15 protein-coding genes and 1 riboswitch are annotated in these 23427 nt (G+C 46.7%); of the genes, 2 read left to right on the top strand and 13 right to left on the bottom strand.

Translation table 11 applies throughout. The features are described from left to right. Positions 1-86: 86 nt before the first annotated feature. From HPL003_RS19765 to HPL003_RS19745, 5 genes are all read right to left on the bottom strand, one after another. Positions 87-1505, bottom strand: coding sequence for a HAMP domain-containing sensor histidine kinase (locus tag HPL003_RS19765; RefSeq protein ID WP_014281512.1), 1419 nt, complete (start codon positions 1503-1505; stop codon positions 87-89). After that, complete coding sequence (locus HPL003_RS19760) at positions 1502-2200, bottom strand: response regulator transcription factor (RefSeq protein ID WP_014281511.1); 699 nt, start codon at positions 2198-2200, stop codon at positions 1502-1504. Before HPL003_RS19760 ends, HPL003_RS19765 begins: the two co-directional genes overlap by 4 nt. Position 2201: 1 nt before the next feature. Further along, positions 2202-3536, bottom strand: a complete 1335-nt coding sequence (locus HPL003_RS19755) for a hypothetical protein (RefSeq protein WP_014281510.1) — start codon at positions 3534-3536, stop codon at positions 2202-2204. Further along, a complete protein-coding gene (locus tag HPL003_RS19750; RefSeq protein ID WP_014281509.1) occupies positions 3533-4258 on the bottom strand; it encodes a phosphonate ABC transporter ATP-binding protein in 726 nt (241 codons plus the stop codon). The genes HPL003_RS19755 and HPL003_RS19750 overlap by 4 nt, the downstream gene beginning before the upstream one ends. An 82-nt stretch (positions 4259-4340) precedes the next feature. After that, positions 4341-5498, bottom strand: a complete 1158-nt coding sequence (locus HPL003_RS19745; RefSeq protein WP_043922455.1) for an MFS transporter — start codon at positions 5496-5498, stop codon at positions 4341-4343. 440 nt (positions 5499-5938) lie between these two features. Between HPL003_RS19745 and HPL003_RS19740 the strand changes: the two genes are divergently transcribed. Together HPL003_RS19740 and HPL003_RS19735 are read left to right on the top strand one after the other, a co-directional pair. After that, positions 5939-6856 (top strand): hypothetical protein, encoded by a 918-nt coding sequence (locus tag HPL003_RS19740; protein ID WP_014281507.1) that lies wholly within the window; start codon positions 5939-5941, stop codon positions 6854-6856. A 65-nt stretch (positions 6857-6921) separates the two neighbouring features. Next, positions 6922-7686 carry an HAD family hydrolase gene (locus tag HPL003_RS19735; RefSeq protein ID WP_014281506.1) on the top strand — a complete coding sequence of 255 codons (765 nt, stop codon included), beginning with the start codon at positions 6922-6924 and terminating at the stop codon, positions 7684-7686. A gap of 192 nt (positions 7687-7878) precedes the next feature. Here the strand turns inward: HPL003_RS19735 and HPL003_RS19730 are convergent, their stop codons facing one another. From HPL003_RS19730 to HPL003_RS19705, 8 genes are all read right to left on the bottom strand, one after another. Next, positions 7879-9177 (bottom strand): hypothetical protein, encoded by a 1299-nt coding sequence (locus HPL003_RS19730; RefSeq protein WP_014281505.1) that lies wholly within the window; start codon positions 9175-9177, stop codon positions 7879-7881. A gap of 27 nt (positions 9178-9204) precedes the next feature. Continuing rightward, positions 9205-11655 carry an SDR family oxidoreductase gene (locus HPL003_RS30250; protein ID WP_043922454.1) on the bottom strand — a complete coding sequence of 817 codons (2451 nt, stop codon included), beginning with the start codon at positions 11653-11655 and terminating at the stop codon, positions 9205-9207. Further along, entirely contained in the window at positions 11609-15655 is a 4047-nt protein-coding gene (locus HPL003_RS29485) for a condensation domain-containing protein (RefSeq protein ID WP_052310822.1), read from the bottom strand. Before HPL003_RS29485 ends, HPL003_RS30250 begins: the two co-directional genes overlap by 47 nt. Next, positions 15609-16250 (bottom strand): AMP-binding protein, encoded by a 642-nt coding sequence (locus tag HPL003_RS30245; protein ID WP_274378182.1) that lies wholly within the window; start codon positions 16248-16250, stop codon positions 15609-15611. The genes HPL003_RS29485 and HPL003_RS30245 overlap by 47 nt, the downstream gene beginning before the upstream one ends. Then, positions 16147-16803 (bottom strand): AMP-binding protein, encoded by a 657-nt coding sequence (locus tag HPL003_RS30240; RefSeq protein ID WP_014281503.1) that lies wholly within the window; start codon positions 16801-16803, stop codon positions 16147-16149. The genes HPL003_RS30245 and HPL003_RS30240 overlap by 104 nt, the downstream gene beginning before the upstream one ends. Continuing rightward, entirely contained in the window at positions 16776-18131 is a 1356-nt protein-coding gene (locus tag HPL003_RS29470; protein ID WP_014281502.1) for a condensation domain-containing protein, read from the bottom strand. Before HPL003_RS29470 ends, HPL003_RS30240 begins: the two co-directional genes overlap by 28 nt. Positions 18132-18262: 131 nt before the next feature. Then, positions 18263-18352: riboswitch (cyclic di-GMP riboswitch) on the bottom strand. Positions 18353-19123: 771 nt separating this feature from the next. Further along, entirely contained in the window at positions 19124-20134 is a 1011-nt protein-coding gene (locus HPL003_RS19710) for an aldo/keto reductase (RefSeq protein WP_014281499.1), read from the bottom strand. 363 nt (positions 20135-20497) lie between these two features. After that, positions 20498-22807 carry a type IA DNA topoisomerase gene (locus HPL003_RS19705; RefSeq protein WP_014281498.1) on the bottom strand — a complete coding sequence of 770 codons (2310 nt, stop codon included), beginning with the start codon at positions 22805-22807 and terminating at the stop codon, positions 20498-20500. Positions 22808-23427 lie beyond the last annotated feature (620 nt).

Below are 23427 nucleotides of genomic sequence, written 5' to 3'. Positions count from 1 at the left end.
AACAGCCAGCCCTTCAATATAATGAGGACTGGCTGTTTTTCTAGTTTACATCTATTTAAAACTAACTTTCGGTTACATAACTAACCTTAAATAAGTTGTGGTGGCTCTACGGGCTGCTCATCTTGCAAAGCAGGCAATGAAACTGTAATGGTGGTGCCTGCTCCCAATTCACTCTTGATAAGCATTTGCCCTTGATGGCGCTCCACAAACTGCTGCGAGATTGCCAATCCCAATCCCGTACCACCATTCTGATGGTCTACCTGGAAAAATCGTTCTCTTACTCTGGCAAGATTCTCCGCGCTAATCCCGATTCCTGTGTCTTGCACAGACACCTCGATGTTGTCTCCGATCCGTTGCAGAGACAGAAAAATAATAGAGCTTTCATGCGAGAACTTAATGGCATTGTCTGCAATGTTTAAAAACACCTGTTTCAGACGGTTGCCGTCTCCATGAACCAGGTATGCCGTTTCCTCCGAGTCCAACTGGAGTTTAATTTGCTTCATTTCCGCTTTGGCCCATACGTTCAGCATAATCTCCTGCAAAAGCTCGCGCAGATCAACCGTTCCCATGACAAGCTTCATTGCGTCTTGTTCCAGCTTGGAAAAATCAAGAATCTCCTCGACCAAACCGATCAGCCGATCCGTCTCCTTGGAAATAATCTGCATCCCGATCTTCGTCTCCTCAGGATCATAGCCGCCGGAATTTAGCGTTTCACTCCATCCCTTAATAGAAGTTAGCGGCGTACGCAGCTCATGGGAAATGGACGAGATAAAATCATCCTTGATTTGATTCGTTCTAGCAATTTCCTGGGCCATGTAGTTTAGTGTCGAAGCCAGCTCACCCAACTCAAAGCGATAATCTCCTTTAATTCGTGCATCAAATCGCCCTTGCGCCATCTGAGCTGATACATCACGGATATTGTTAATCGGCCTAACGATGGAATTAGCGAGTCCTGTACTGACCACGAATACAATAACCAGTACAGCTACCATGATGCCCACGGAGAAGATCGTAATGGTAAATAGCTTGTCGTTGACCTTTTCCAGCGAGGTCGTATACCGAACAATATACACCTGATCTCCTACGATATTATCCAGTTTTTTGGATACCGCCATAACTTGCTGACCCGTACCAGGTTGCTTCCCAATCCAGCTCCCCGTATCCCCCGCTAATGCTTGCGTCACATCGCTGGTTTGTACACTTGTTTCTGCCGCAAAGTTCGTGGAATTATCTATTACATTCCCCTTCTCATCGAGCAATTGCAGTTCCGTATCCCCTAATGAAAACGTATTAAGCAAATACGACTGCAAGGACTGTCCCGGCTCCTTGAATTTGGGTGCAAACTCACTTACCGATTGGATACGACTTTCCACATGCTTATAAATCGTGTCGTAATAGTATGCACGGATTACAATCATGAAAATGACTTCTACCAACAGAAGCGCCAAGAACACCACAAAAAAATAGTGAAGCACAATCTGTCTGCCAATCCCTTTTTTGATCATTGAGCCTGACCTTTCCATTTATACCCATGCCCCCATACCGTTTGCAAAAAGGCGGGTTCAGAAGGATTGTTTTCAATTTTTTGCCGCAACCGCCGGATGTTCACATCCACGATTTTGGGATCGCCCATATATTCCTTGCCCCACACGTGGTCAAGCAAAACATCCCGACTGAGCGGTGTATTTTCTTTTTCCAGAAAAAATTGAATCAGGGAAAACTCAGTTGGCGTCAGCTCAATCAACTGCCCGTTTTTCTTAAATTGCTTGGCAATGAGATCCAGCGTAAACGGACCAGACTGGAAGGATACTTTAGCCGCCGTCTCGCGGTGTACATTCACCCTACGCAGCAGAGACTGAATGCGGGCAATGAGCTCCGTCGGGCTGAAGGGCTTGCTCACATGATCATCAGCCCCTACAGACAAGGCATACACCTTATCCTGCTCCTGTACCTTCGCCGTGAGAAAGATAATACCAATTCGCTCATTCGTTTCCCGAATTCTTCGACAAACCTCGAAACCGTCCATACCGGGCACCATTACGTCGAGCAACGCGATATCAATATCCCGCACCGTGTTCAAAATATTAAGAGCCTCATGCCCATCCGCTGCCTCCAACACCTCGAAACCGTTTCGTTTCAAGTTTATGACGATAAAGCTGCGAATGGATTCCTCGTCTTCCATGATTAAAACTTTACTCACTCTATTCTACCTGCCTTTCCCCCAACTTGTTTTTAATGGTTTTACGTGGTTCCAGCTCACTGGATCGCTTGATGCCAATCACCTGTGCATTGGTTCGCCATAGCTGGCTATATCCTTCATTGTTTCGCTCCCATTGCGACAATGAGAAATATTTAATTTCTGCAATCGTTTTGTCGGTATTGTCCAAAATAAACCGCAAATAGCTGTCCTTCTTTGATGTTTTCGGATCAATGGTCACTTTGCCATGTAGTTCCTTTGGCAGCCTGAAATAGACCTGGTCATTGGAATCACGATACTGCTGCTGCTTGAAAATCGTTCCCTTGGCCCCATCCCACTGATAGAACGAAACAAAATAAGGAACCTCATCCAGTGGCCTGTTGGACCAGCCCTTCGGCTTCTCCAAATTGCCAAATTCCAGAATGCCATCACCATCTACATCACCGCTAGTGATGGTAGCATCCTTAAAGGTCACATCCATGAGATCAAGCTTTTTGAGCTTGCCGTGGTCCATCACAATGACATTGGACACTGTAGTCGTCTGAGCAATCTTGGTATCTATAATGATCCCCTGCCTACCCTCGGCTACCTTGCCAGCGACCACATTGTAGATACTAAGTGCCTGACTGTCCAAATCCAGCGACCCGATTTCCTTAAAGGTTCCTCCGCTGAATTGGAATGTTTTTACAGTAAAAAATTCATTACGACGCAGCAGGATAATCGTTAAGTCATTCAAGTTGTCCCCGTTTAGGTCCATCTTGTTATGATTAAAATCGTCTACGACGAAGTCCGTATAACCTGTAGCATATATTTTCTCCAAAGTTCCTCCGGTATAGGAATACACGATGAGTCCCTTCTGATCGCCACCATCACTGCTATCCCCGCTGGAAAAGCCCGCTACAATATCGAGCGTGCCATCATTCGTTACGTCGACCAGCTTGAACGATTCCAGCACTGTACCTTCCCCGTCAAACGTCAGCTTCTTTACCCACGTTCCGTTCTGATCCTCGAACAAGGCCCCGTGTATTTTTACACTTTCATCTGGCGTTTCGTAAAAAAGCACGGCTTCGTCCGTACCATCATTGTTCAGATCCCCCGTCCGAATGGGCGTCGGGTCATCAGGGTCATTGGGTCGCAGAGGCTGTACCATTCCAAGCTGAGTAACCACTGCACCATTCAGCTGCTGTTTCTCGTCAGACATCATTGGTGCCTGCATCAGCGAAATTGGATCACTAATGACATTACAACCGCTTAAAAATCCAACAAGAAGCAGTGATGCGCAGCAACCGCTTAACATTCTCAACCACATCATTTTCACTTCTCTTGCCGTCCCCTTCACAATTTGTTCTTTTCCACCTGTGTCAGTCGTCTGCCCTGAATATCAAATACGAGTTCGCCGTCGTTCAATCCCCATATACGGGAAGCAAAACGTTCAGCCATCTCCAACGGCAGCACGGTGATTACCGTCACCCGTTCGTCAGAGCAAAGCTTGCGGAAGGTATCCATCACATGAGCTGCTGAAGTCGGTTCAAGTCCATTTACAGGCTCATCAGCCAAAATGACCTTGGCCCCATGAACGAGCGCACGCGCAGTCGCTACCCGTTGCCGCTCACCGCCGCTAAGCTTGTCGCATTTGTCATGCGCCTTATCCAGCAGACCCAGATCCTCCAATACGTCCATTGCTCCCATATAATCGTCAGAACGCACCATCCCGGTCACCATTCTCCATAATGGAGTCTGACCCGATCTGCCGATCAGCACATTTTTGAGAGCGGTCCGATTCATATTTAAATGCGGATTTTGCTCCAGATATGCCCATTCCCGCTTTATTTTCATTTTGTTCGTCCATCCGGATTTCAGCACATCCTGGCCGTCCACTATCAGACTGCCTTCATCCCATGGCTCCTGCAAAGCAAGGCAGCGCAGCAGCGTCGTTTTGCCGCTTCCGCTCGGTCCCACTACGGCAATCAGTTCGCCCGGGTGAATTTCAGCATCAATCCCCCGAAGTAATGGGGTCCGTTCAGGCCCCACTTGCTTGGTCAGCTTCTGTATTCTAATCATCTTTGTGATTCCCCTTTGTCCGCCATCAATACTGTCTATAGTTTATAGTAAATGTGAAACAAATACCATGCAAACCGTAGTTTTATGCCGTCGATATTCTTTTTCGGAAGAACAATCCCAACAACCCGAAAACGACATAGCTGCCCCCGAGAACCAGAAACATGCTGCCTTGGGTTCCATAGTCCAGCAGCGCCCCGCTAATGTTAGGTCCGATCACACTTCCCAGATTAAAATGAAAGGATGCCAGCACATTAGCGGCGGCCAATAATGATTTGGGCAGCAGATCGGCCGCATAAGCCAGCCCCAAGGAGAAAAAGGAGCCGACCAAACCACCTGCCACCGCCAACAATGCCAGTGTCAGCATAAAATGGTTGCCGCTCCACGGCATCAACATAAAGATCAATCCACCCGCTATGCCTACGCTTATAAGCACCTTTTTACGGCCCCAACGATCACTCCATATACCTAGCGGCAGTTGGAGAACTAATCCGCCCAAGCTGACAAAGGGGAGTAGCGCGGCAATCTCATCCGTATGAAAGCCAATGCGCAGGCCATATACTGGAAAGTTGCTGTTCAGGCTGGCTTCCATATAACCGTACAAAAATGCAGGCAGCAGCGCGTACCATGCCCAGCTATAGCTGCGCCGAAATCTTTGTGCTGGGCGCGCCTCTGTATCCAGCTTTTCCGGTCTGGAATCCGGCAGCTTCATGAGCACCAGCAACAGAACGAGCAAGCACAACAAAGCCAGCGCTGCAAACGGAACCAGCATTCCATAATCAAGCAACCACAATCCAAGCGGACCCAGTGCAAACCCCAACCCGTAGGACATGCCGTAAAAAGAAATGTTACGCCCACGATTTTCTGCCGGAGTCACTAGCAGTATCCACAACTGAGCAGAATAATGCAATGCACTGTCCCCGATTCCGACCAGCAGTCGCAATACGAACCACACTCGGATATCTGGAATTAGCGGGAACAGTAGTAGCGTAAAGAGCACAAGCACAAGTCCTCCGGCCATCAGCTTTTTGAAGCCCAACCATCCCAATGTCCGTTCAGCCACCAGCGTCATAGCAAATGAACCAATATACAAAGCAGCGGCATTCATTCCGTTCAGGGAAGAAGAAACACCCATCTGTTCCAAAGAGATGGACAAAATCGGTAACAGCAGCCCTTGACACAATCCAGCCACAATAATAACTGCAATTAAGATAAAATAATGCACCCGCATTGACGACGACATCCTGGTTCCTCCTGATATAGCATATAAAGTTTCAGTATCTTAAAATGAATGTTAAGGAATGATTTGCATTTGATTCCATAATCAATAGATATCCTTATTACTAGGTATAACGGTCATGCAAACACAGCCAGAATACATGCGAATTTCTGCATTTTTTGTACATAAAAGAAAAGATGAAAAAAATCGCCATCTGAGATGACGATTTTACGGAAAGTCTGTCTGATATGTAACCGACTCCGCATCGTTAGGGAGCCTTGTATGTTCAATCCGAACTCAATCACGTCACAGCGCACTATTTTATATTATAGTGGACAATGCCCAGCAGAACAAGCCATAATAAATGAGTGAGCAATTTCAAAATGCTCATGTTTTGCTTATGGACGGGCTTAATTACGTTCACCGCTCTGGGCTCGAAGACAGAATAGGAGGCATTTGATTCCATGAGTTATCAAATTAAAATAGACACTTCTCCAATTTACGAATTACTCGGCAGCTTTATGGCCTATGTAACCAAAAAATGGGTACACGACATGGACCTCGGCCACGAGTGGATCGACAAAGTGGATGCACGGCTACAATACGAAGTTCGCACTGAGCTGGCTACAACGCAGGATTGCCCTTTTAGCGATTATGACGCGCTTTATGTTTGGGCTTTGCTTCGACCGGAATCGGATGAAATATCCGATTATATCGCTTATTTGGACCACGGCCCGGATGAAGATATGTTCGAGCTGATTGTTCCGCATGTTCCTTTTTTAACCTTTGAAGAATCTTTGCGCATTCGCAAAGTGTACGCTCCTCTTCTCAAATTATGGGACCGGGACTACTTCCGGGCAATGGAAAGCGAACTGCGTGTGCTGGCAGAGGAAGACGCTGCAGAAAAACGTATGCTTCTGAACAAAATGGAACCGGAAGCATTGGTTGAATACGCCACAGCCGGACTGATCGTGCCTCATATGGAAGATTTGGATACAGTTGTTCTTTTTCCAGTCGTCCATAACCGTCCGATCAATTCGTACTGTTTTTATACCCGTATGCTGCTGATCCAGTATCCGGTAGACGTTCCCGAAGAAAGCGAGGAAGAACCGCCTACACTCCTGCTTCGGCTGACTCGGGCAGTTAATGACCCGCAACGTCTGCGGATTCTGCGTTACGTGGCTCAAGGCCCTAAATCTCTCGAAGATATGCGTCATGATTTAAGCCGATTGGAAGACACGCTCATGTCTGATATGATGATTTTGCGAGTAGCTGGCCTGCTCCGTATCCACATTGGACGTTATCACAAGGAAAAATTCAGCATTCGCCCCGACGGAGCGGCTGATTTACAGGTATTTTTGGAATCCTATATCGGACTGTAATTTGAAATGTGCCCTCCGTTATAACCGAACATCGTTAAAGCATTGGCTTGGAAGGAGTATGCAACATGTCGTATCCGAAGCAGCACATTTTATTCGATCTTGATGACACTTTGGTCCACTGCAACAAGTATTTCGACCTTATTCTCAACCACTTTTTCGATTTGCTTCAGGAATGGTTTGCAGCCCATGACTTGACGAAAAATACAATTCGTGAAAAACAGATCGAAATTGATGTGGCTGGTGTTCATCAGGTGGGCTTTGCCAGCGAGCATTTTCCACAGTCCTTGATTGATACGTACCACTTTTTCGCGGAGCAATTTGGACGTCGTACAGATCCTCGGGAAGAGCAGGAGCTTCGCTCGCTTGGCCGAAGTGTGTACGAGCAGGAAATTGAACCGTATCCCGGGATGGTCGAAACGTTAAACTCGCTCCAAAAAGCCGGACATTCCCTGCATCTCTACACCGGCGGTGAGCAGGTCATTCAGGAAAAGAAGATTGAACAGATGAAGCTGGCTAACTATTTTGATGATCGCATCTACATTCGCCAGCATAAAAATGTCGAGGCTCTGGAGGAAATTATTCAGATGAACCGCTTTGACCGAAGCATCACCTGGATGATTGGAAACTCCCTGCGCACCGATGTATCTCCCGCCCTTGCGGCAGGCATTCATGCCGTGTATCTCAAGCAGCCCAAAGAATGGGTTTACAATATGGTTGAGCTGCAAAAAAACGTTAACTCCGTGATGTATACGATACAGAAGCTAACAGAAGTACCACGAGTGATACACGAAAGCATTCAATTGCATCAACAAAAAAAGACCCTTGGCTAGAGAGCACCAACTAATATCCCCTTTAAGTAGATACTCAAAAAAGTCCACATGGTATCATGAGGATAGAGAGAACTTGGAGGGGATTTTTTACTTTTATAACTACCAACGATTTCAGTGATTCCAGTCAGACTCAAACAGCGCGCGCCGATTAAGTATTGGCACGCGCTGGCTGCTTAGTCTATTTTCACTTATCTACTTGACAGGGGTATAACCATTCAATAAATGTTCCACGGATAAAATCCGGTCAAAAAGACCAAAGACTTCTTCCGAATCGTAAAGATTCTCCAATACACTGACCTCCATCATTAAACGTCCCGAAAGCGTAGACGTCGTGAGCAGTAAGGACTGGTTTTTGATGGAGAAATAGATGGTATCCACCCATTCTTCTATAATTGGATCCGATATAATTCCCAGATTGGACAAAGTGATGGAAAAATTCCACAGGGGGAATCTTTCAGGCATCGTTTTCATACACAATTCAAGGCACTGTTGTTTATATTTTCGATATGAACTGGAAAACGAAGCAAAAAAGAGCGACAGCGCATGGGGAACCCCCCTTTTGAACCATTTGAATGCGGATTTCACCTGCTTTTCCAAATTCCCGTCCCGAAAAAATTGCATCGGAAGACTTGCGACATAATTGCCATGCATGGTCTCCGGTGAATAGTTCAGCAGTAGCTGCAAATCCATGGGCATGGAAATAAACACGCGCCGCTTCCCGGGAGCATGGTTCAGTAATCCCTGGGTCGTTTGGTAACAGATGTATTCGGTCAATGTCATTTTTTTGCTCCGGCATCGTCGCAAAATATCACCCGTCTTTTCTTTGCTGAAGCAGTACGATTTTTTGACATAACCGCCTCCCTTCTCCGGCCTTCTGCCGTAGCTCAAATCGACGGTCCCGTCAGCACTTGCCGCTTTCCCCATCAGCCTGGACATAAAGCCTATAGCAAAAACCGGCATCCATAAAAAAGCGCAAACTCTTTTTTTCATATACAGCAGTCTGCCTCTGAAGGTGGCACCGTCCACTGCCTTTTTTTCCGACTTTGCCTCAGGCTCGCCTGAATAATATTCCAGCCATCTTTTGATCCAGAAAACCAAGCTCAGCCCATTAGCCACGGCATGGTTCATCGCAAATATCATTGTATATTCATTTATAGGGTAAATACGAAACGGAAGTCTGGCATTGGTCGGGCTGTACTGAGCCAATACCTCCTCCTCCGTAAAATATTGGGAAAGCTTCACCTTTTCAGCTTCCAGAAAATGTTCCAGCTCTTCCTGAGAAAAACGCCCCCATACAAACGTGTCTTTTTCGAATTGTTCCACTCTTTTGGCTTGCAGCAAAGGATTGTCCATAATGAGCGAGCGGTAGCTGGAAAACAATTTTTCAGTGTCGATTCTTCTTTTAAAAGTAACCGTTGCGATCATGCTGTTGGATAAAATATAATCTTCAGTTCCGAAAAAGTAAGTGCTTGCCAATTTAATCGCATCCATTTTTCCCCTTCCTTCCCTTCTATTCTTTTACATAAACCCTACTTTTTTGACATGATCCATCATCAGCTTCACTTTTTGACCGTCCAGCCTGGACCACTCAAACCCCAGCGCCTGCAAAATACCGTCAGTCTTCTTGTTCATCGTCATGAACAACGTTTTGCTTGCTCCCTCAAAGAAGACGTTGGAATGAACAAGAATCCGTGCAATCTCCTGCTCTGTCTCTGGTTCATCGTATTTTTCAAACATGTATTCGGTAAAATCCTCCACTGGCATCGACTTTACATTTATATCCGCCTGCTTTAAAAGCTTGGCAAAAGATATCATACTAACCTGATGGCTGTTAAACAGATGATAGGTTTCATTGATTAGATTTTTCCGGTCGAACAGGAGTACAACTGCCTTGGCCACCTCATCCACAAAGGAGAAGTTCATGGTTTTATCTTGAATTGCGGGTAATCGGCCAAGTGTGATCATCGACTTCACCAACGAATAAAATGCATTATCCGAAATATTTTCCTGGAAGATCCCCGAATTGGAATCAAACACGAGGTTCCCGACCCTGAACACATTGGAATCAAGACCTTGTTGCCTTGCCCTTACAATCTCTTTCTCAGCTTCGAGCTTCGTCATAACATAATAGTTATCAGAGCTTTGTTCGACATTGCAATCATATTCAGTGAACATGATGCTGCTCTGGTCTTCTATCCAGCCGCTACCTACGCTGGTGGTGGAAACGAAATTGTAGGTCTTTTTCTTCCCTGTACCAGCAAATTTGATCAGTCTTTCGTTCCCTTCCACATTGACCGCCTGAAATTCCGAGTAATGCCCAAAATGCTTCACATTTGCCGCCGAGTTAATGATCGCATCAATGCTTCCGGCCAAATCCTCATAGCGCTCCCGGCTCAGCCCAAAGCAGTCCTGGGTTAAATCTCCACAAAACACGCACACTCTGTCTTCCCAGGCATTCTCCCCATCAAGCTCAAGGCCAAAATGGAACTTCAGCTTCGCCCACAGTCTTTCCATCGCCTCACCGTCACTCGTTCCCCGAACAGGTACATACACCTTATATTCTGTATTTTGCAACAGTTGAAACAAGATATGGATTCCCAGATACCCCGTTCCTCCTACCAGCAGAATATTACGGTAGTCAGCCCGTTCAGAAAGATCGATGTTTTCATAACCCTGATTTTTCTTCCGGTATTCTTTCAGACTCTCGCGCATTTTCCAGACAACACTAGATACGCCGTTTTCCCCGGAAGCTGCCGCTTCCCGTAAGGCGAACACGAATTGTTTTAATCTGTCTTTGGAGTACTTAATGTTATCCCCCAAGGCTCGAATCGTCGGATATTGAAAGATGTCGTTAATGCCCACCTCAAAATCCAGCGCCAGCCTCGAAACCACCTGAATCGCCTTGATCGAATTGCCGCCCAGTCTAAAGAAATGTTCATCAATTCCGATCGACTCCATGCCGAGAATCTCCTGCCATACCTTCTGGATTTTCAAATCAACGTCATTTCTTGGGCTGCTGACTGTGTGGTCGCTTCCCTGCCATTCAGGCTCGGGTAATGCTTTCCGGTCAATTTTTCCGCTCGGAGTCATCGGCATGTCATCCAGCTGCATAAAGCTGGACGGCACCATATAATCCGGCAGCTCCTGCATAAGCTGTTCCCGTAGCTCATCAGCTCCCGGTTCGCCCTCTGCTGTAAAATACGCCGCCAGATACTTCTCGCCTTGCTTGTCTTCCCTGGCGATCACCGCCACTTCCCGAACCAGCGGATGCTTTTGCAACTGTGCTTCGATTTCCCCCAGCTCGATGCGGAAGCCCCGTATCTTCACCTGATCATCGATTCTTCCCAAAAATTCGATAGTCCCGTCCGGCAGCCAGCGCACCAGATCACCTGTCCGGTACAGCTTCTCTCCAGCTTCGTAAGGGTTCACCACAAACTTCTCCGCCGTGAGCTCCGGCCGATGCAGATACCCCCTGGCCAATCCGTCTCCCGCAATGCACATTTCCCCGGCTGCTCCCAGCGGCAACAGCTTTTGATGTGTATCCATAATGTAAATTCGAGTATTGGCAATTGGTTTACCAATCGGTACCGACGGATACCCCATATCCTCTTCCCGGTACGTCCACGTGGTTGCAATTACGCTCGATTCGCTCGGACCATAGGCGTTCATATATTCCACCCTGTCTTTCCACCGCGTGACCAGCTCTTTGGTAATCGCTGATCCGCCTGTCACCAGTTTTTTCAGCGTCGGCAGCCTGTCCGGCTCAATCCCTGCCAGATAAGTAGGCGGAAGCAGCGCAATCGTAATTTGGTTTTCGCTCATGAAGCGTGCAAATTCGTTAAGATTATTAATAATATCCCGCGAAACCAGATACAGCGTTCCGCCTCCCAGCAAAATCGTGAACATTTCCCAGACCGAGGCGTCAAACGAGCTGCTGGCAAACTGCAACATCCGGTCCGATCCGTCCACATCCCATTGTTCCTGGAAGAATTGCCGGAGGTTGATGATTCCCCCGATGTTCTACCCATGACCCCCTTTGGGTTTCCCCCGTAGATCCCGAGGTATAAATGATATAGGCCAAATCCTCCGGCTTGTTAACAGGCTCCAGATTGGCACGGTCCAGCTCTGTATGCTTCAGACTTTCGTCATCCAAATCGATAATCGCCCCGTGATAAGTGAGCTTGTCCCGGAGATGCTGATGCGTCAGTAGAATGGACGCGCCGCTGTCCTCCAGCATATAGTGAATCCGTTCCTCCGGATAATTCGGATCTATCGGCAAATAGGCTCCGCCCGCTTTGAGTGTTCCCAGAATGCCTATGACCATTTCCATGGAACGCTCCGCCATGATGGCGACGATATCATCCGGCTTCACTCCCCGCTCTCTCAAGACTGTAGCCAGCTGATTCGCCTGCTCGTTCAGCTCCCGGTAGGTCAGCGTTTGCTCTCCCCAGACCAAAGCCGGGTGATCTGCTCTTTGCTCCGCTCGTTCCTCAAACAGTCCGTGGATCGTGTGATCCTTCGGATATTCTGCCTCCGTGCGGTTAAAACTACGAACTAGCGTACTCCTTTCTTCCACTGGCACGATTTCGATATCTTCGATCCTCATCTTTGGAGAACGGACGATTTCACGGATAATCATTTTAATCTGCCCGGCTACCCGCTCCATAAAGCCTCTGTCATAGGCCAAGCTATTGTAGCGGAATTTGATCTGCAAATCGTTCTCAGGCACAACAATGAAATTAAAATCAAAATTTGTCTGTTCGGAGACCTTCGTGGACAGTACCCTCAAATCTGTTCCGTGGTCGCCCTGTCCTTTGACAGCTTCCTCTATCGGATAGTTTTCAAAGGCCAGCAGGTTTTGCACCAATCCGCCTCCATGGGCGGTCCTAGACTGAATTTCCGCCAGCGGATAATAGTGATGCCGCTCAGATAGCCATGCCTCCTGCTGCAGTTTGGCAACCAGGGCCGAGAAACTTTCTTCCTTTTCTACCCGGACTCTGACAGGAATCGTATTGATAAACAGCCCTACCATCTGTTCAACGCCTTGAATTTCTGCCGGTCTTCCCGAGACAACCGTTCCGAACACCACATCCTGGGTATTGTTGTACCGTTGCAGCAGGATTCCCCATACGGCCTGTATCACCGTACTTAACGTGGCGCCGCTTTCTCTTGCCATTCTCTCCAAACTCGCCTTCATTTCCCTATTTATCATAAAATCGTATTCTTCCTGAATATATCCCGGATTAGCTATACCACTTTTGATTTTAGGCAACAGCGCTGGCTGTTCGTACTCTGTCAGATAATTTTCCCAATAAGCTCCCGTCTCCCGGTCATCCCTTTGTTCCAGCCACTGGATATATTGACGATAAGGATACACCGTGCTTAATTGCGGTATGCTTCCTTTATGAAGCGTACTGTAAATTTCCAGCAGCTCTTTAAATACAATGCCAAGACACCATCCATCCATGATGATATGATGAAAACTCAAAATGAAGCGATAGCTGTCGGCATTCATTCTAATCAAGGCAAATCTGATCAGCGGCTCCCGGGTGAGGTCAAAGCCCTTTTCTCTATCCTTGTCCAAATAGGCTTGGAGATAGTTTTCTTTCTCTTCCTCTGTTAAGAAGGAAATATACTCGAAAAACATTTCAGCAGGCCTGTCCTTTAAAACGACCTGAACCGGTTTTTCCACCTTTTCATAAACAAAGGCGGTCCGCAAAATATCATGTCTTTGAATCACCTGCTGGAAAGCACGCTCAAACAAGCTTCTATCGATTTCGCCCTTCAGGCTGATCACGGCTTGTTCAAAATACGCGTGCGAGTTTTGCTCCCTGAGGAAGTGGTAGAGCATTCCCGACTGCATAGGGGTCAGTGTATAAATATCCGCGATATTGGGCTTAGAGTCCCCCATCGCGCGGTATACCACTTCTACCTCCGCCGTCGTAATGTTGCTGGAACTTACATCACTGGCTGTCAGTTCCGTATATTCCTGTGATGCACAATGCTCGATAATTTGCTCCAGATTGCGCTTAAAGCCTTCCGCCACTGTAATCAGCGTGGCCTTTTCATATTCGTGCTTGTGATAGGCGAAACTCAGCCGCAGCTTTCCATCAGTCACCCTTCCGTTAATGTCCAAGCAGTAAGGTCTTTGCATGTCGGGTGAAACCGTCTCATCAGTAAGAACATCGGAGATGGTAAATATGTCGGTATCGATATCCTCGTCAAACTGCCCCAGGTAGTTGAAGCTGATCTCAGGCCGCAAATTAAACCTTAAGATTTCCTCGTCCCGAGGGAACGTCTGGTATTTTAAAATACCGTAGCCGATGCCTTTTTGCGGAATGCGCCGGAGGCTTTCTTTGACAGCTTTAAGCCGGGAAGGCACGTCCTTATCGCCTGCCATATCCAAAATCACAGGGTATTGGGCGGTAAACCAGCCTACGGTTCTGCTGATATCCATATCCTGAATGATTTCTTCGCGTCCGTGCCCTTCCAGGTTAACAAGCACCTTGTCTTCTCCTGTCCATTCCCGAATAGCCTCTCCCAATGCCGTCAAAAGAACATCGTTGATTTCAGTATTGTAAGCCTTATTCACTTCTCTAAGCAGCTTGGCGGTTTGGACTTCATCCAGCTCGATTTCGAGTTGATCGCTATCCATATATGTTCTGCCATGAACGGAATGATCCTTGGGAATAGGCTTGATTTCATTCTGCTCCAGCGCGGACCAGTATGTGATTTCTTGCAGAAGCTCCCCGCTGCTGGCATACGTATAAAGTTGTTCAGACCATGCCAGGAAAGAGTCCGTTTTCCCTCTGAATGTGACTTCTTCTCCCTTCTCCGCCTGTCGGTATCCTGTGGAAATATCCTCAAAAAGAATCCGCCAAGAAATCCCGTCAACCACCAGGTGGTGAATACTTACGCACAGATAGTCACCGTCTCTAGTTTTGAACAAGCCCGCTTGCAGCAGAGGCCCACATTCTAAATCCATGCGGGACTGAAGCTGGACGGCTTCTTCCTTTACGGAGCTATCATATATATCATCATTTGTAAAATCCTTTACCTCCAGCGAATATAGCGCGCCTTCCATACCCCGGTTGAACAGAACCACCTGTCCAGCCTTCTCACGCACTACAATACGCAAAGCATCATGGTGTTCCACCAAGCGATCGAACACTTTTCTTAACATCCTTTCGTCAAACCCCTGTTTCCTATGTAACAGAACGGACTGGTTGAAGTGATGCTTTGCTGCAAAAGGCTGCTCAAAAAACCAGCTTTGGATGGGGGTGAGCATGATTTCCCCTGTTACCATTCCTTGAAAAGCTGTATGTTCGACAGATTGTACATAGGCACTCAATTGTTCAATCACAGGATGGTCAAAAAGATCCTTCAGTTGCAGCTTTAGCTTATAATCGTGAAGCTTGGACACGATCTGGATGGCTTTAATAGAATCTCCCCCCAGATTCAGAAAGTGATCCTTAATGCCTACCCGTTCGACTTTCAGGACTTTTTCCCATATTTCAGCCAATATCTCCTCTATTTTGTCTCTCGGTGCCGCATATTCCTCTGTTGCATCCACGCTCAGATTAGGCTCGGGCAATGCCTTCCGGTCAATTTTTCCACTCGGACTCATCGGCATGTCTTCCAGCTGCATAAAGCTGGACGGCACCATATAATCCGGCAGCTCCTGCATAAGCTGTTCCCGCAGCTCATCTGCTCCCGGTTCACCCTCTGCTGTAAAATACGCCGCCAGATACTTCTCGCCTTGCTTGTCTTCCCTGGCGATCACCGCCACTTCCCGAACCAGCGGATGCTTTTGCAACTGTGCTTCGATTTCCCCCAGCTCAATGCGAAAGCCCCGAATTTTCACCTGATCATCGATTCTTCCCAAAAATTCGATAGTCCCGTCCGGCAGCCAGCGCACCAGATCACCTGTCCGGTACAGCTTCTCTCCAGCTTCGTAAGGGTTCGCCACAAACTTCTCCGCCGTGAGCTCCGGCCGATGCAGATACCCCCTTGGCCAATCCGTCTCCCGCAATGCACATTTCCCCGGCTGCTCCCAGCGGCAACAGCTTTTGATGTGTATCCATAATGTAAATTCGAGTATTGGCAATTGGTTTACCAATCGGTACCGACGGATACCCCATATCCTCTTCCCGGTACGTCCACGTGGTTGCAATTACGCTCGATTCGCTCGGACCATAGGCGTTCATATATTCCACCCTGTCTTTCCACCGCGTGACCAGCTCTTTGGTAATCGCTGATCCGCCTGTCACCAGTTTTTTCAGCGTCGGCAGCCTGTCCGGCTCAATCCCTGCCAGATAAGTAGGCGGAAGCAGCGCAATCGTAATTTGGTTTTCGCTCATGAAGCGTGCAAATTCGTTAAGATTATTAATAATATCCCGCGAAACCAGATACAGCGTTCCGCCTCCCAGCAAAATCGTGAACATTTCCCAGACCGAGGCGTCAAACGAGCTGCTGGCAAACTGCAACATCCGGTCCGATCCGTCCACATCCCATTGTTCCTGGAAGAATTGCCGGAGGTTGATGATTCCCCGATGTTCTACCATGACCCCTTTGGGGTTTCCCCGTAGATCCCGAGGTATAAATGATATAGGCCAAATCCTCCGGCTTGTTAACAGGCTCCAGATTGGCACGGTCCAGCTCTGTATGCTTCAGACTTTCGTCATCCAAATCGATAATCGCCCCGTGATAAGTGAGCTTGTCCCGGAGATGCTGATGCGTCAGTAGAATGGACGCGCCGCTGTCCTCCAGCATATAGTGAATCCGTTCCTCCGGATAATTCGGATCTATCGGCAAATAGGCTCCGCCCGCTTTGAGTGTTCCCAGAATGCCTATGACCATTTCCATGGAACGCTCCGCCATGATGGCGACGATATCATCCGGCTTCACTCCCCGCTCTCTCAAGACTGTAGCCAGCTGATTCGCCTGCTCGTTCAGCTCCCGGTAGGTCAGCGTTTGCTCTCCCCAGACCAAAGCCGGGTGATCTGCTCTTTGCTCCGCTCGTTCCTCAAACAGTCCGTGGATCGTGTGATCCTTCGGATATTCTGCCTCCGTGCGGTTAAAACTACGAACTAGCGTACTCCTTTCTTCCTCTGGCACGATTTCGATTGCGAAATAAGCGTTTCACTTTGCTCCATGACTTGAGTAAATAAATATTCAAAGTGGGAGATAACGTTCTCGATGGAGATGAATCTTTCAAAAGCCTGTATCTGATAGTCAAAATTAACGGCTACATCCGCTTCACCTTCTTGTCCCCATATCAGAAGATTGAGTGCATTTCTTTCATGATGATGCGGCATACTTACAATTCGGCTTGCTGCTCCGATCAATGCTTCTCTCGTTTCCTGTTCTTCGAAAGAAAGCGATATATCAAACAGTTTGCCTTTCTCATTGCTATTCTCGTAAACCGCCCGGTAAATTTCACCAAAAGACATTTTCTGATGTCGATAGCATTGCATAAGCTCACGTTTGATGCTCTTAATCAATTCTTTGAAGCTTATATCTTTCTCAGGGCTGATCCGCAGCGGCAGCACGTTGGCGAAATGTCCCATAGTCTGCTTATACTTCGCTTTGCTCCGATTAAAAACCGGGACGCCGATCACCATTTCGTTCCGATTGCAAATCTTGCTGAAATACAGGAACAGTATGCCTAAAAAATAATGGAACGACGAGCAACCTTCCTCTTTGCAAAATTCAATCATTTGATTGTATAATGCCTTGTTTATCGTTAAGGTTCGTCGATCACTCCAAACGGAATCGCCGTCACCATCATCGATATCCATGCCTCTGCTCAACAGAGGCTCGGGAATGGTCAGATATTTGTTCTGCCAGAACGCCCTGTCTTTTAAAAAGGCCGGAGAATTCAGATAATTCTGATTATCGGAAATAAAATCAGCATAGGAATAGACCGTTCTGTTCATTTCGCCAATTCCTTGCGCCAATTTATTGTAATTGTCAAACAGTTGACTAATTAAGAGAGCAAATCCCCAGCCATCGATCACCAAATGATGAACTTTAAGTAAAATGAAGTATGTGTTCGGAGCACCTTTCAACAAAACAAATTGAAAATAGAAGTCCTCTGGTTGAAAAGGTTTTAAAAATTCTTTTTTCATCCAGTTGATGCAAAAAGAATTTGGATTTTCCTTCACCGAAAAATCATGAAACGGAACTTCATAGTCAGCTTCCGGCAAAAATGTTAAATAAGGCTCTCCCTTTTTATCAATAAAACGGGCACTCAGAGAATCATTTTGTCTGATTAACAACTGCATGGACTGCCTAATGATAGCTGTATTCAGGTTTCCTTTAACCTCAACATACCCACCGATATTGTAAATGGGCTTTTCAGGGTACATGCACTGTTCGAACCATATATCTTTCTGATAGGAACTTAACGGATACTCCTTGACACTTATTACGCTCGTTTGCATAAAATCCCCTCCTGTTGTTAATCATTTCATGCGTTCTACTCTGCATGCCCAATCATTTCCCGCTACAAATAAAAGAAGCCTGTTCCCATATAAAAAGCACAGGAACAGACAGCAGACTTCGCCCGGTTTCCTTCGGCAACCTGGCAATCATGGCTGTTTAATCCAGCTTTAGACCCATGGCTTTGTGTCCACCACTTTCGAGGTGTTTACGATTAACGGGAAATAAATAAGTATATTTTTTACATCTCTTGAGCATGATCTTATGCTTCTTCCTCCTACATTCGGTAGGAGCTGACCTTGAATTTCCGAAACGTTTTACCTTTATGAATATTTACAATACGTTGTTAGATGCTGATTGATATATTAGAGCGATCTACTAAATTCCTGTCGTCCGACAACCCCAGTTCATTTTACTTAATTCTCTCATCCCCCCCTCCCAAGATTCAGAGATACTAACCTGCACAACTTAGCGGCTTAGCTTTTTTTAAATGATAGATTTGTGATCCGCCTAGTATACACCTTAATATTGGTACATATATGAAATTAATAAAATTAATTGTATCATATGAAAAATATCTTATTTTGTCAATTAGTTCTAAATTTTTAATATTTATGTTTTCACATGCGATATTCTATGAGATTACGACAAAATGACGTTCCAAAGCTTTTCTCGCATTCGATGTTTTGCCGAAAATAGCGACGTGAGTGTACACGAGGAGTGACTGACAGTTGGAGTGTAACTGCGGAGGATATATCCAAGGGCCAGTCATAGCGCATAGTCACGCCGAAAAAAAGAATGTCCTTACAAGAAATGTCGCGCCTAACCTTTAACAAGGAAGAAGTATGCCCTTCTTCTGCCTGCGAGCGAAGCATCCGTGTCAACCAGGCGTCAAGGAGCGCACATGGACGATATCACCCTAGTCATGGCGGTGTTAGACAGCGTACTGGCGAAGCTCATTACCCAACGAAATATTCCAGTGTTTTAGCCACAATTACTTCGATCTCAGCACCTGGTTGGAAACGTGGCTGACCATCTCAATCTCACCGGCTGTCAAGGTAAACTGCATCGCCTTCACATTTTCCTCGGCATGATGCACTTTTGAAGCCCCAGGTATCGCAAATACGTTCTCTCCGTGAGCGTTAATCAGCCAATTCAGGGCAATCTGCGTTGGCGTCACGTTATATTGTTGAGCCAACTGTTCCAGTGTTTCAATCAGCGGTTTCGATCTCCGCAGCCCCGAATCACGGAATGCCGCCGCCCACTTGCGCGGACCCTTGATCGACTTGACCAGAGAAGGATTTTTATGGAATTTCCCACTTAAGATCCCCTGCATTAATGGAGAGTATGCGATGATCGCCACGCCCAGCTCTTTGGCCGTGTCCAGAATTCCGTTCTGTTCGATTCTCCGGTCGAGTAGGCTGTATTTTACTTGATTCGAAACTAGGCGAAGGCCGTGCTCACGCAGCACACGATCGGCTTCACGTATTTGTTGCGCGGAAAAGTTGCTTACGCCCACATATTTAATCTTTTCTTGCTCGACCAATTTAGCCATCGCATTCATCACGGAGCCGACTGAAGCAAAGGAGTAGGGCGAATGCACCTGATAAAGGTGAATCGTTCGTTGATCCAAATAGCGAATACGTTCATCAATCGTTGCTGTGATACTGCCTGCGGTGCGAAAAGCCGGCCACCATTTCGTAGCGATATTCGCCTGTTCCGCGAGCGGTCCTCCGATCTCATTCAACGTGCCGGCCAGTAGCTGCTCAGACTGTCCGCCACCGTATACTTCAGCGGTATCAAACCAATTAATTCCACCTTCTAAACTGGTATGAACGATTTGCCGTATATCCTCCCGCCGCAGCACCGGCCAGAATTTCCCGACTATCCCTTTTCCATTGCTGAACTGCCAGCACCCAAGCCCAAGCGGTGACAGCTTTAAATCCGAGTTGCCCAGCTTGCGTAATTGCAGTGAGCCTGCTACATTTACCATTTTCTCTTCCACGATCCTTCCATCATCTCCTGTAAAAAAGTTTTCATATGAAACGATTGCGTTCACGCTTTAAAACACATAACACAACTTTACTTCCTGATTTGCACAATCTGCTAAGGGAAGTTTTTTTGAACACTACGCATAGAATTCGCTTTATAAATTACCTTAAAAAAATACTTTTGCATAACCCTTATTTATTCTATCGGTTGCAAGCTGACAAAAGTTTAATAAAATGTTATTCACGCAACTCTTATGGGGAATTTTAGGGTGCGGAATATAAAAAAAGATGACTCCTGATGAATTCAGAAATCATCTAATGACAGCTGAAAAAGGCCTGCTTTTTCAATCTGTCGAAAATCATACTCTGTACCTGTATCAGTTTTCCTCACGAACACTAAGTTGCCCAGTGCCTGGTTCATTCAGAACAATTCTTGCTTTGACGGTCGATCCATCTTTACGCTTAAAAGATAGCAACTGTGTCTGTCCCTTCGTCAACAGAGACTTGAGCATCGTTTCCGTAATCTGCTTGCCAGCGTATTCCTTCCAGACGACAAAGCCGCAGCCCTGCTTGTAGTGGCTGCACCCGTACCCCTTGCGGCCTTCAATAATGCTTCCGCTGCAATTGGAGCGTGGGCAGCTACCCAGAGCTTCCCGTCGGCTCGGCGAAGCGCCTGCGGCTGAACCTGCCGCACCCGCGGTACGCTCCAGCGTTGCGCTTCCAGCACTGCTGCCGCGTCCTGACGGAACGCGCGTCCCTTTGGCAGCTGTGCGTACACTCGCACCTGCACTGCGGGCGTTTTCTTTACCAGCCGAACGCTTGCCCCTCGCTTCCTCGCCAAAAGCGTTTGCTGGAGCCGGTGGTTGCTGTCTCACCTTGTCAATGATGGATAACGTAAACTTTTTAACGTTATCCATAAACTTCTCCTGGGCAGCTTCTCCCTTGGAAATTTGATGCAGACGGCGTTCCCATTGTCCTGTCATCTCCGGCGAGGCAAGCAGGTCGACCCCCGCGTTGCGGATCAGGTCAATTGCCATTTTCCCCTTATCCGTAATGAGAATCTTTTTGCCTTTCATTTCAATGTAGCCGACCTTCTTCAATCGTTCAATGGTGGCGGCACGTGTCGCAGGCGTACCTAATCCAGCATCCTTCATGACCTCACGCAATTCCTCGTTCTCCATCTGCTTGCCTGCGCTCTCCATTGCTTTAAGCAATGTGCCCTCTGTGTAGCTTTTAGGCGGCTGTGTTGCCTTCTCTTTCATCTCGGCGCGAATACAATCTACCAGACGGCCTGCATCAATCTCAAACTTTTTGTCCGTCCATTCGTCTGTTTCCTCTTCTTCCTCTTTCTTCGGTGCTTTGCTCTTTTTGCCTTTATCCTGATCAGCCTTGCTCAGAACTACTTTCCAGCCCAAGGACAGAAGCTCCTTAATACTTGTTTTGAACAGATGCTTGTCCACTTGGGTCATCACGGTATGCATCTTATACTCGGCAGGCGGGAAGAAATGTGACAAAAACCTGCGGATGATCAGGTCATATACATTTTGCTCCTCCTTGCTGAGCGTTCCCGGTCTTTTCAGCGTCGGCAATATAGCATGGTGATCCTCAACACGGGAGGGATTGCAGACAGCTTTATTCTGTTTATGGACCAAATTGGGGTTCGCTTGCTGTACCAGATCAGCATAAGGACCTGTGCCCAGCATACGAAGCGCCTTGTGCATGCCGTCTATATTTTGCTCCGTTACATAGTTGGAATTGGTACGCGGATAGGAAATGACCTTATGCCGCTCATAGAGCGCTTGTGCCACATCCAGCGTTTTTTTGGCTGAATAACTATACTTGGCATTGGCCTCACGCTGAAGCAGTGTCAAATCGTACAGCTTGAAAGGATATTCCTTCGTCTGCTTCGTATCATATTTTGTGATTTCACCTGTTTTTCCGCGAACTGCCGCTGCTATCGCCTCAGCTTCTTCCGGCTTGGTCAACCGATCTCCCTGCCACGCACCTTTATACTTGGTCTGATCTTGCTTAAACTCTGCCCACACGTCGTAAAAGGTTTGAGACTGAAACGCCTCAATTTCCTTTTCCCGGTCATGAATCAATGCCAGTACAGGAGTCTGCACCCGTCCGACCGACAATAACGCGTTATGCCGTGTTGTAAAGGCTCTGGAAGCATTCATACCGATCAACCAGTCTGCTTCACTTCGTGCCCGCGCAGCCTGAGTTAGAAATTCAAACTCCGATGCATCTCGCAAGCGTTCAAAGCCTGCCGCAATACTCTCCGCCGTTAAATCTGAGATCCATAGTCGCTTGACCGGCTGACGCAGCTTCAACTGCTGCTGAATCAAGGCAAAAATATATTGCCCCTCTCGTCCCGCATCACAAGCATTCACGATTGCATTACAGCGTTTGGCCAGCTCACCAATTATTTTCAGCTGATCTTTTGTTTTCGGATTCGGTACAATTTTAAACTGCTCGGGGATAATGGGAAGATCTTTAATATTCCAGCGTTTGTACTTGGCATCGTATGCATCCGGCTCAGCGAGACCCAGCAAATGACCGATCGCCCAAGTTACAATGTATTTCTCCCCCTCCAGATAGGTACGGTTATTTTTGGCCCTAGGCTCCATAACAGCCGCAATAGTGCGTCCCATATCCGGTTTTTCAGCAATAATTAACGTCTTCATTCATATTCCATTCCTTCCTGACGGCCTTCTGCTTTCCTTCCCTGACTCACACGTAATAAACGAAAGGTAAATGAAATACAGGCAGGGCCTCATGCAAAAGGAGCCTTCTCCCGGCGAAAGCTCCTTTGTCCATTCACTTGGTCTAGCACTCCAACAATATATGTGTATTATACCATAGATACCATCATTCTCTCAGGTGTTGATTTACGAAACCTTGTAACGATAGTAGTTACTGTCATTATCTAAAAGTCTATGTAAAAGAGCCTTGAAGGATGATTCAAATGAATTTTCATCTAAAATCACTCCCCATAACTGCGCGAGTTATATTTATGTAATTATATATAACATTTAAAAACCTATTTTTGATTATTTCCGCAAAATAATTTTATTATTTAATAAAAAAGCTACACTTTACTCCTGTTTTTATGTTATGATCGCTGTATAAAACAGACGTAACGATTTGAAAAACTTCTTAAAGTCACATTATATAACATTAATTTCACAACACTTTACATACAATGATAACAAAATTATGTTTTAGAAAAATCTCGTAAGTCTATGGTTATTTATTCGCATTCTGCAACCCTGAACACGCTAGTCCTTTAAACGCAACAAAGCCC

It is taken from the genome of Paenibacillus terrae HPL-003 (assembly GCF_000235585.1).
Taxonomy (GTDB): Bacteria; Bacillota; Bacilli; order Paenibacillales; family Paenibacillaceae; genus Paenibacillus; species Paenibacillus terrae_B.
This window is presented reverse-complemented; position numbering and strand designations above follow the sequence as displayed.

What these genes read in the sequence shown, in the direction of transcription:
- HPL003_RS19730 (WP_014281505.1), bottom strand. Translation starts at nt 9,177, where the DNA reads ATGGATGCGATTAAATTGGCAAGCACTTACTTTTTCGGAACTGAAGAT.
- HPL003_RS19705 (WP_014281498.1), bottom strand. Translation starts at nt 22,807, where the DNA reads ATGAAGACGTTAATTATTGCTGAAAAACCGGATATGGGACGCACTATT.
- HPL003_RS19765 (WP_014281512.1), bottom strand. Translation starts at nt 1,505, where the DNA reads ATGATCAAAAAAGGGATTGGCAGACAGATTGTGCTTCACTATTTTTTT.
- HPL003_RS19735 (WP_014281506.1), top strand. Translation starts at nt 6,922, where the DNA reads ATGTCGTATCCGAAGCAGCACATTTTATTCGATCTTGATGACACTTTG.
- HPL003_RS19750 (WP_014281509.1), bottom strand. Translation starts at nt 4,258, where the DNA reads ATGATTAGAATACAGAAGCTGACCAAGCAAGTGGGGCCTGAACGGACC.
- HPL003_RS19740 (WP_014281507.1), top strand. Translation starts at nt 5,939, where the DNA reads ATGAGTTATCAAATTAAAATAGACACTTCTCCAATTTACGAATTACTC.
- HPL003_RS29470 (WP_014281502.1), bottom strand. Translation starts at nt 18,131, where the DNA reads ATGCAAACGAGCGTAATAAGTGTCAAGGAGTATCCGTTAAGTTCCTAT.
- HPL003_RS19745 (WP_043922455.1), bottom strand. Translation starts at nt 5,498, where the DNA reads ATGTCGTCGTCAATGCGGGTGCATTATTTTATCTTAATTGCAGTTATT.
- HPL003_RS30245 (WP_274378182.1), bottom strand. Translation starts at nt 16,250, where the DNA reads ATGGTAGAACATCGGGGAATCATCAACCTCCGGCAATTCTTCCAGGAA.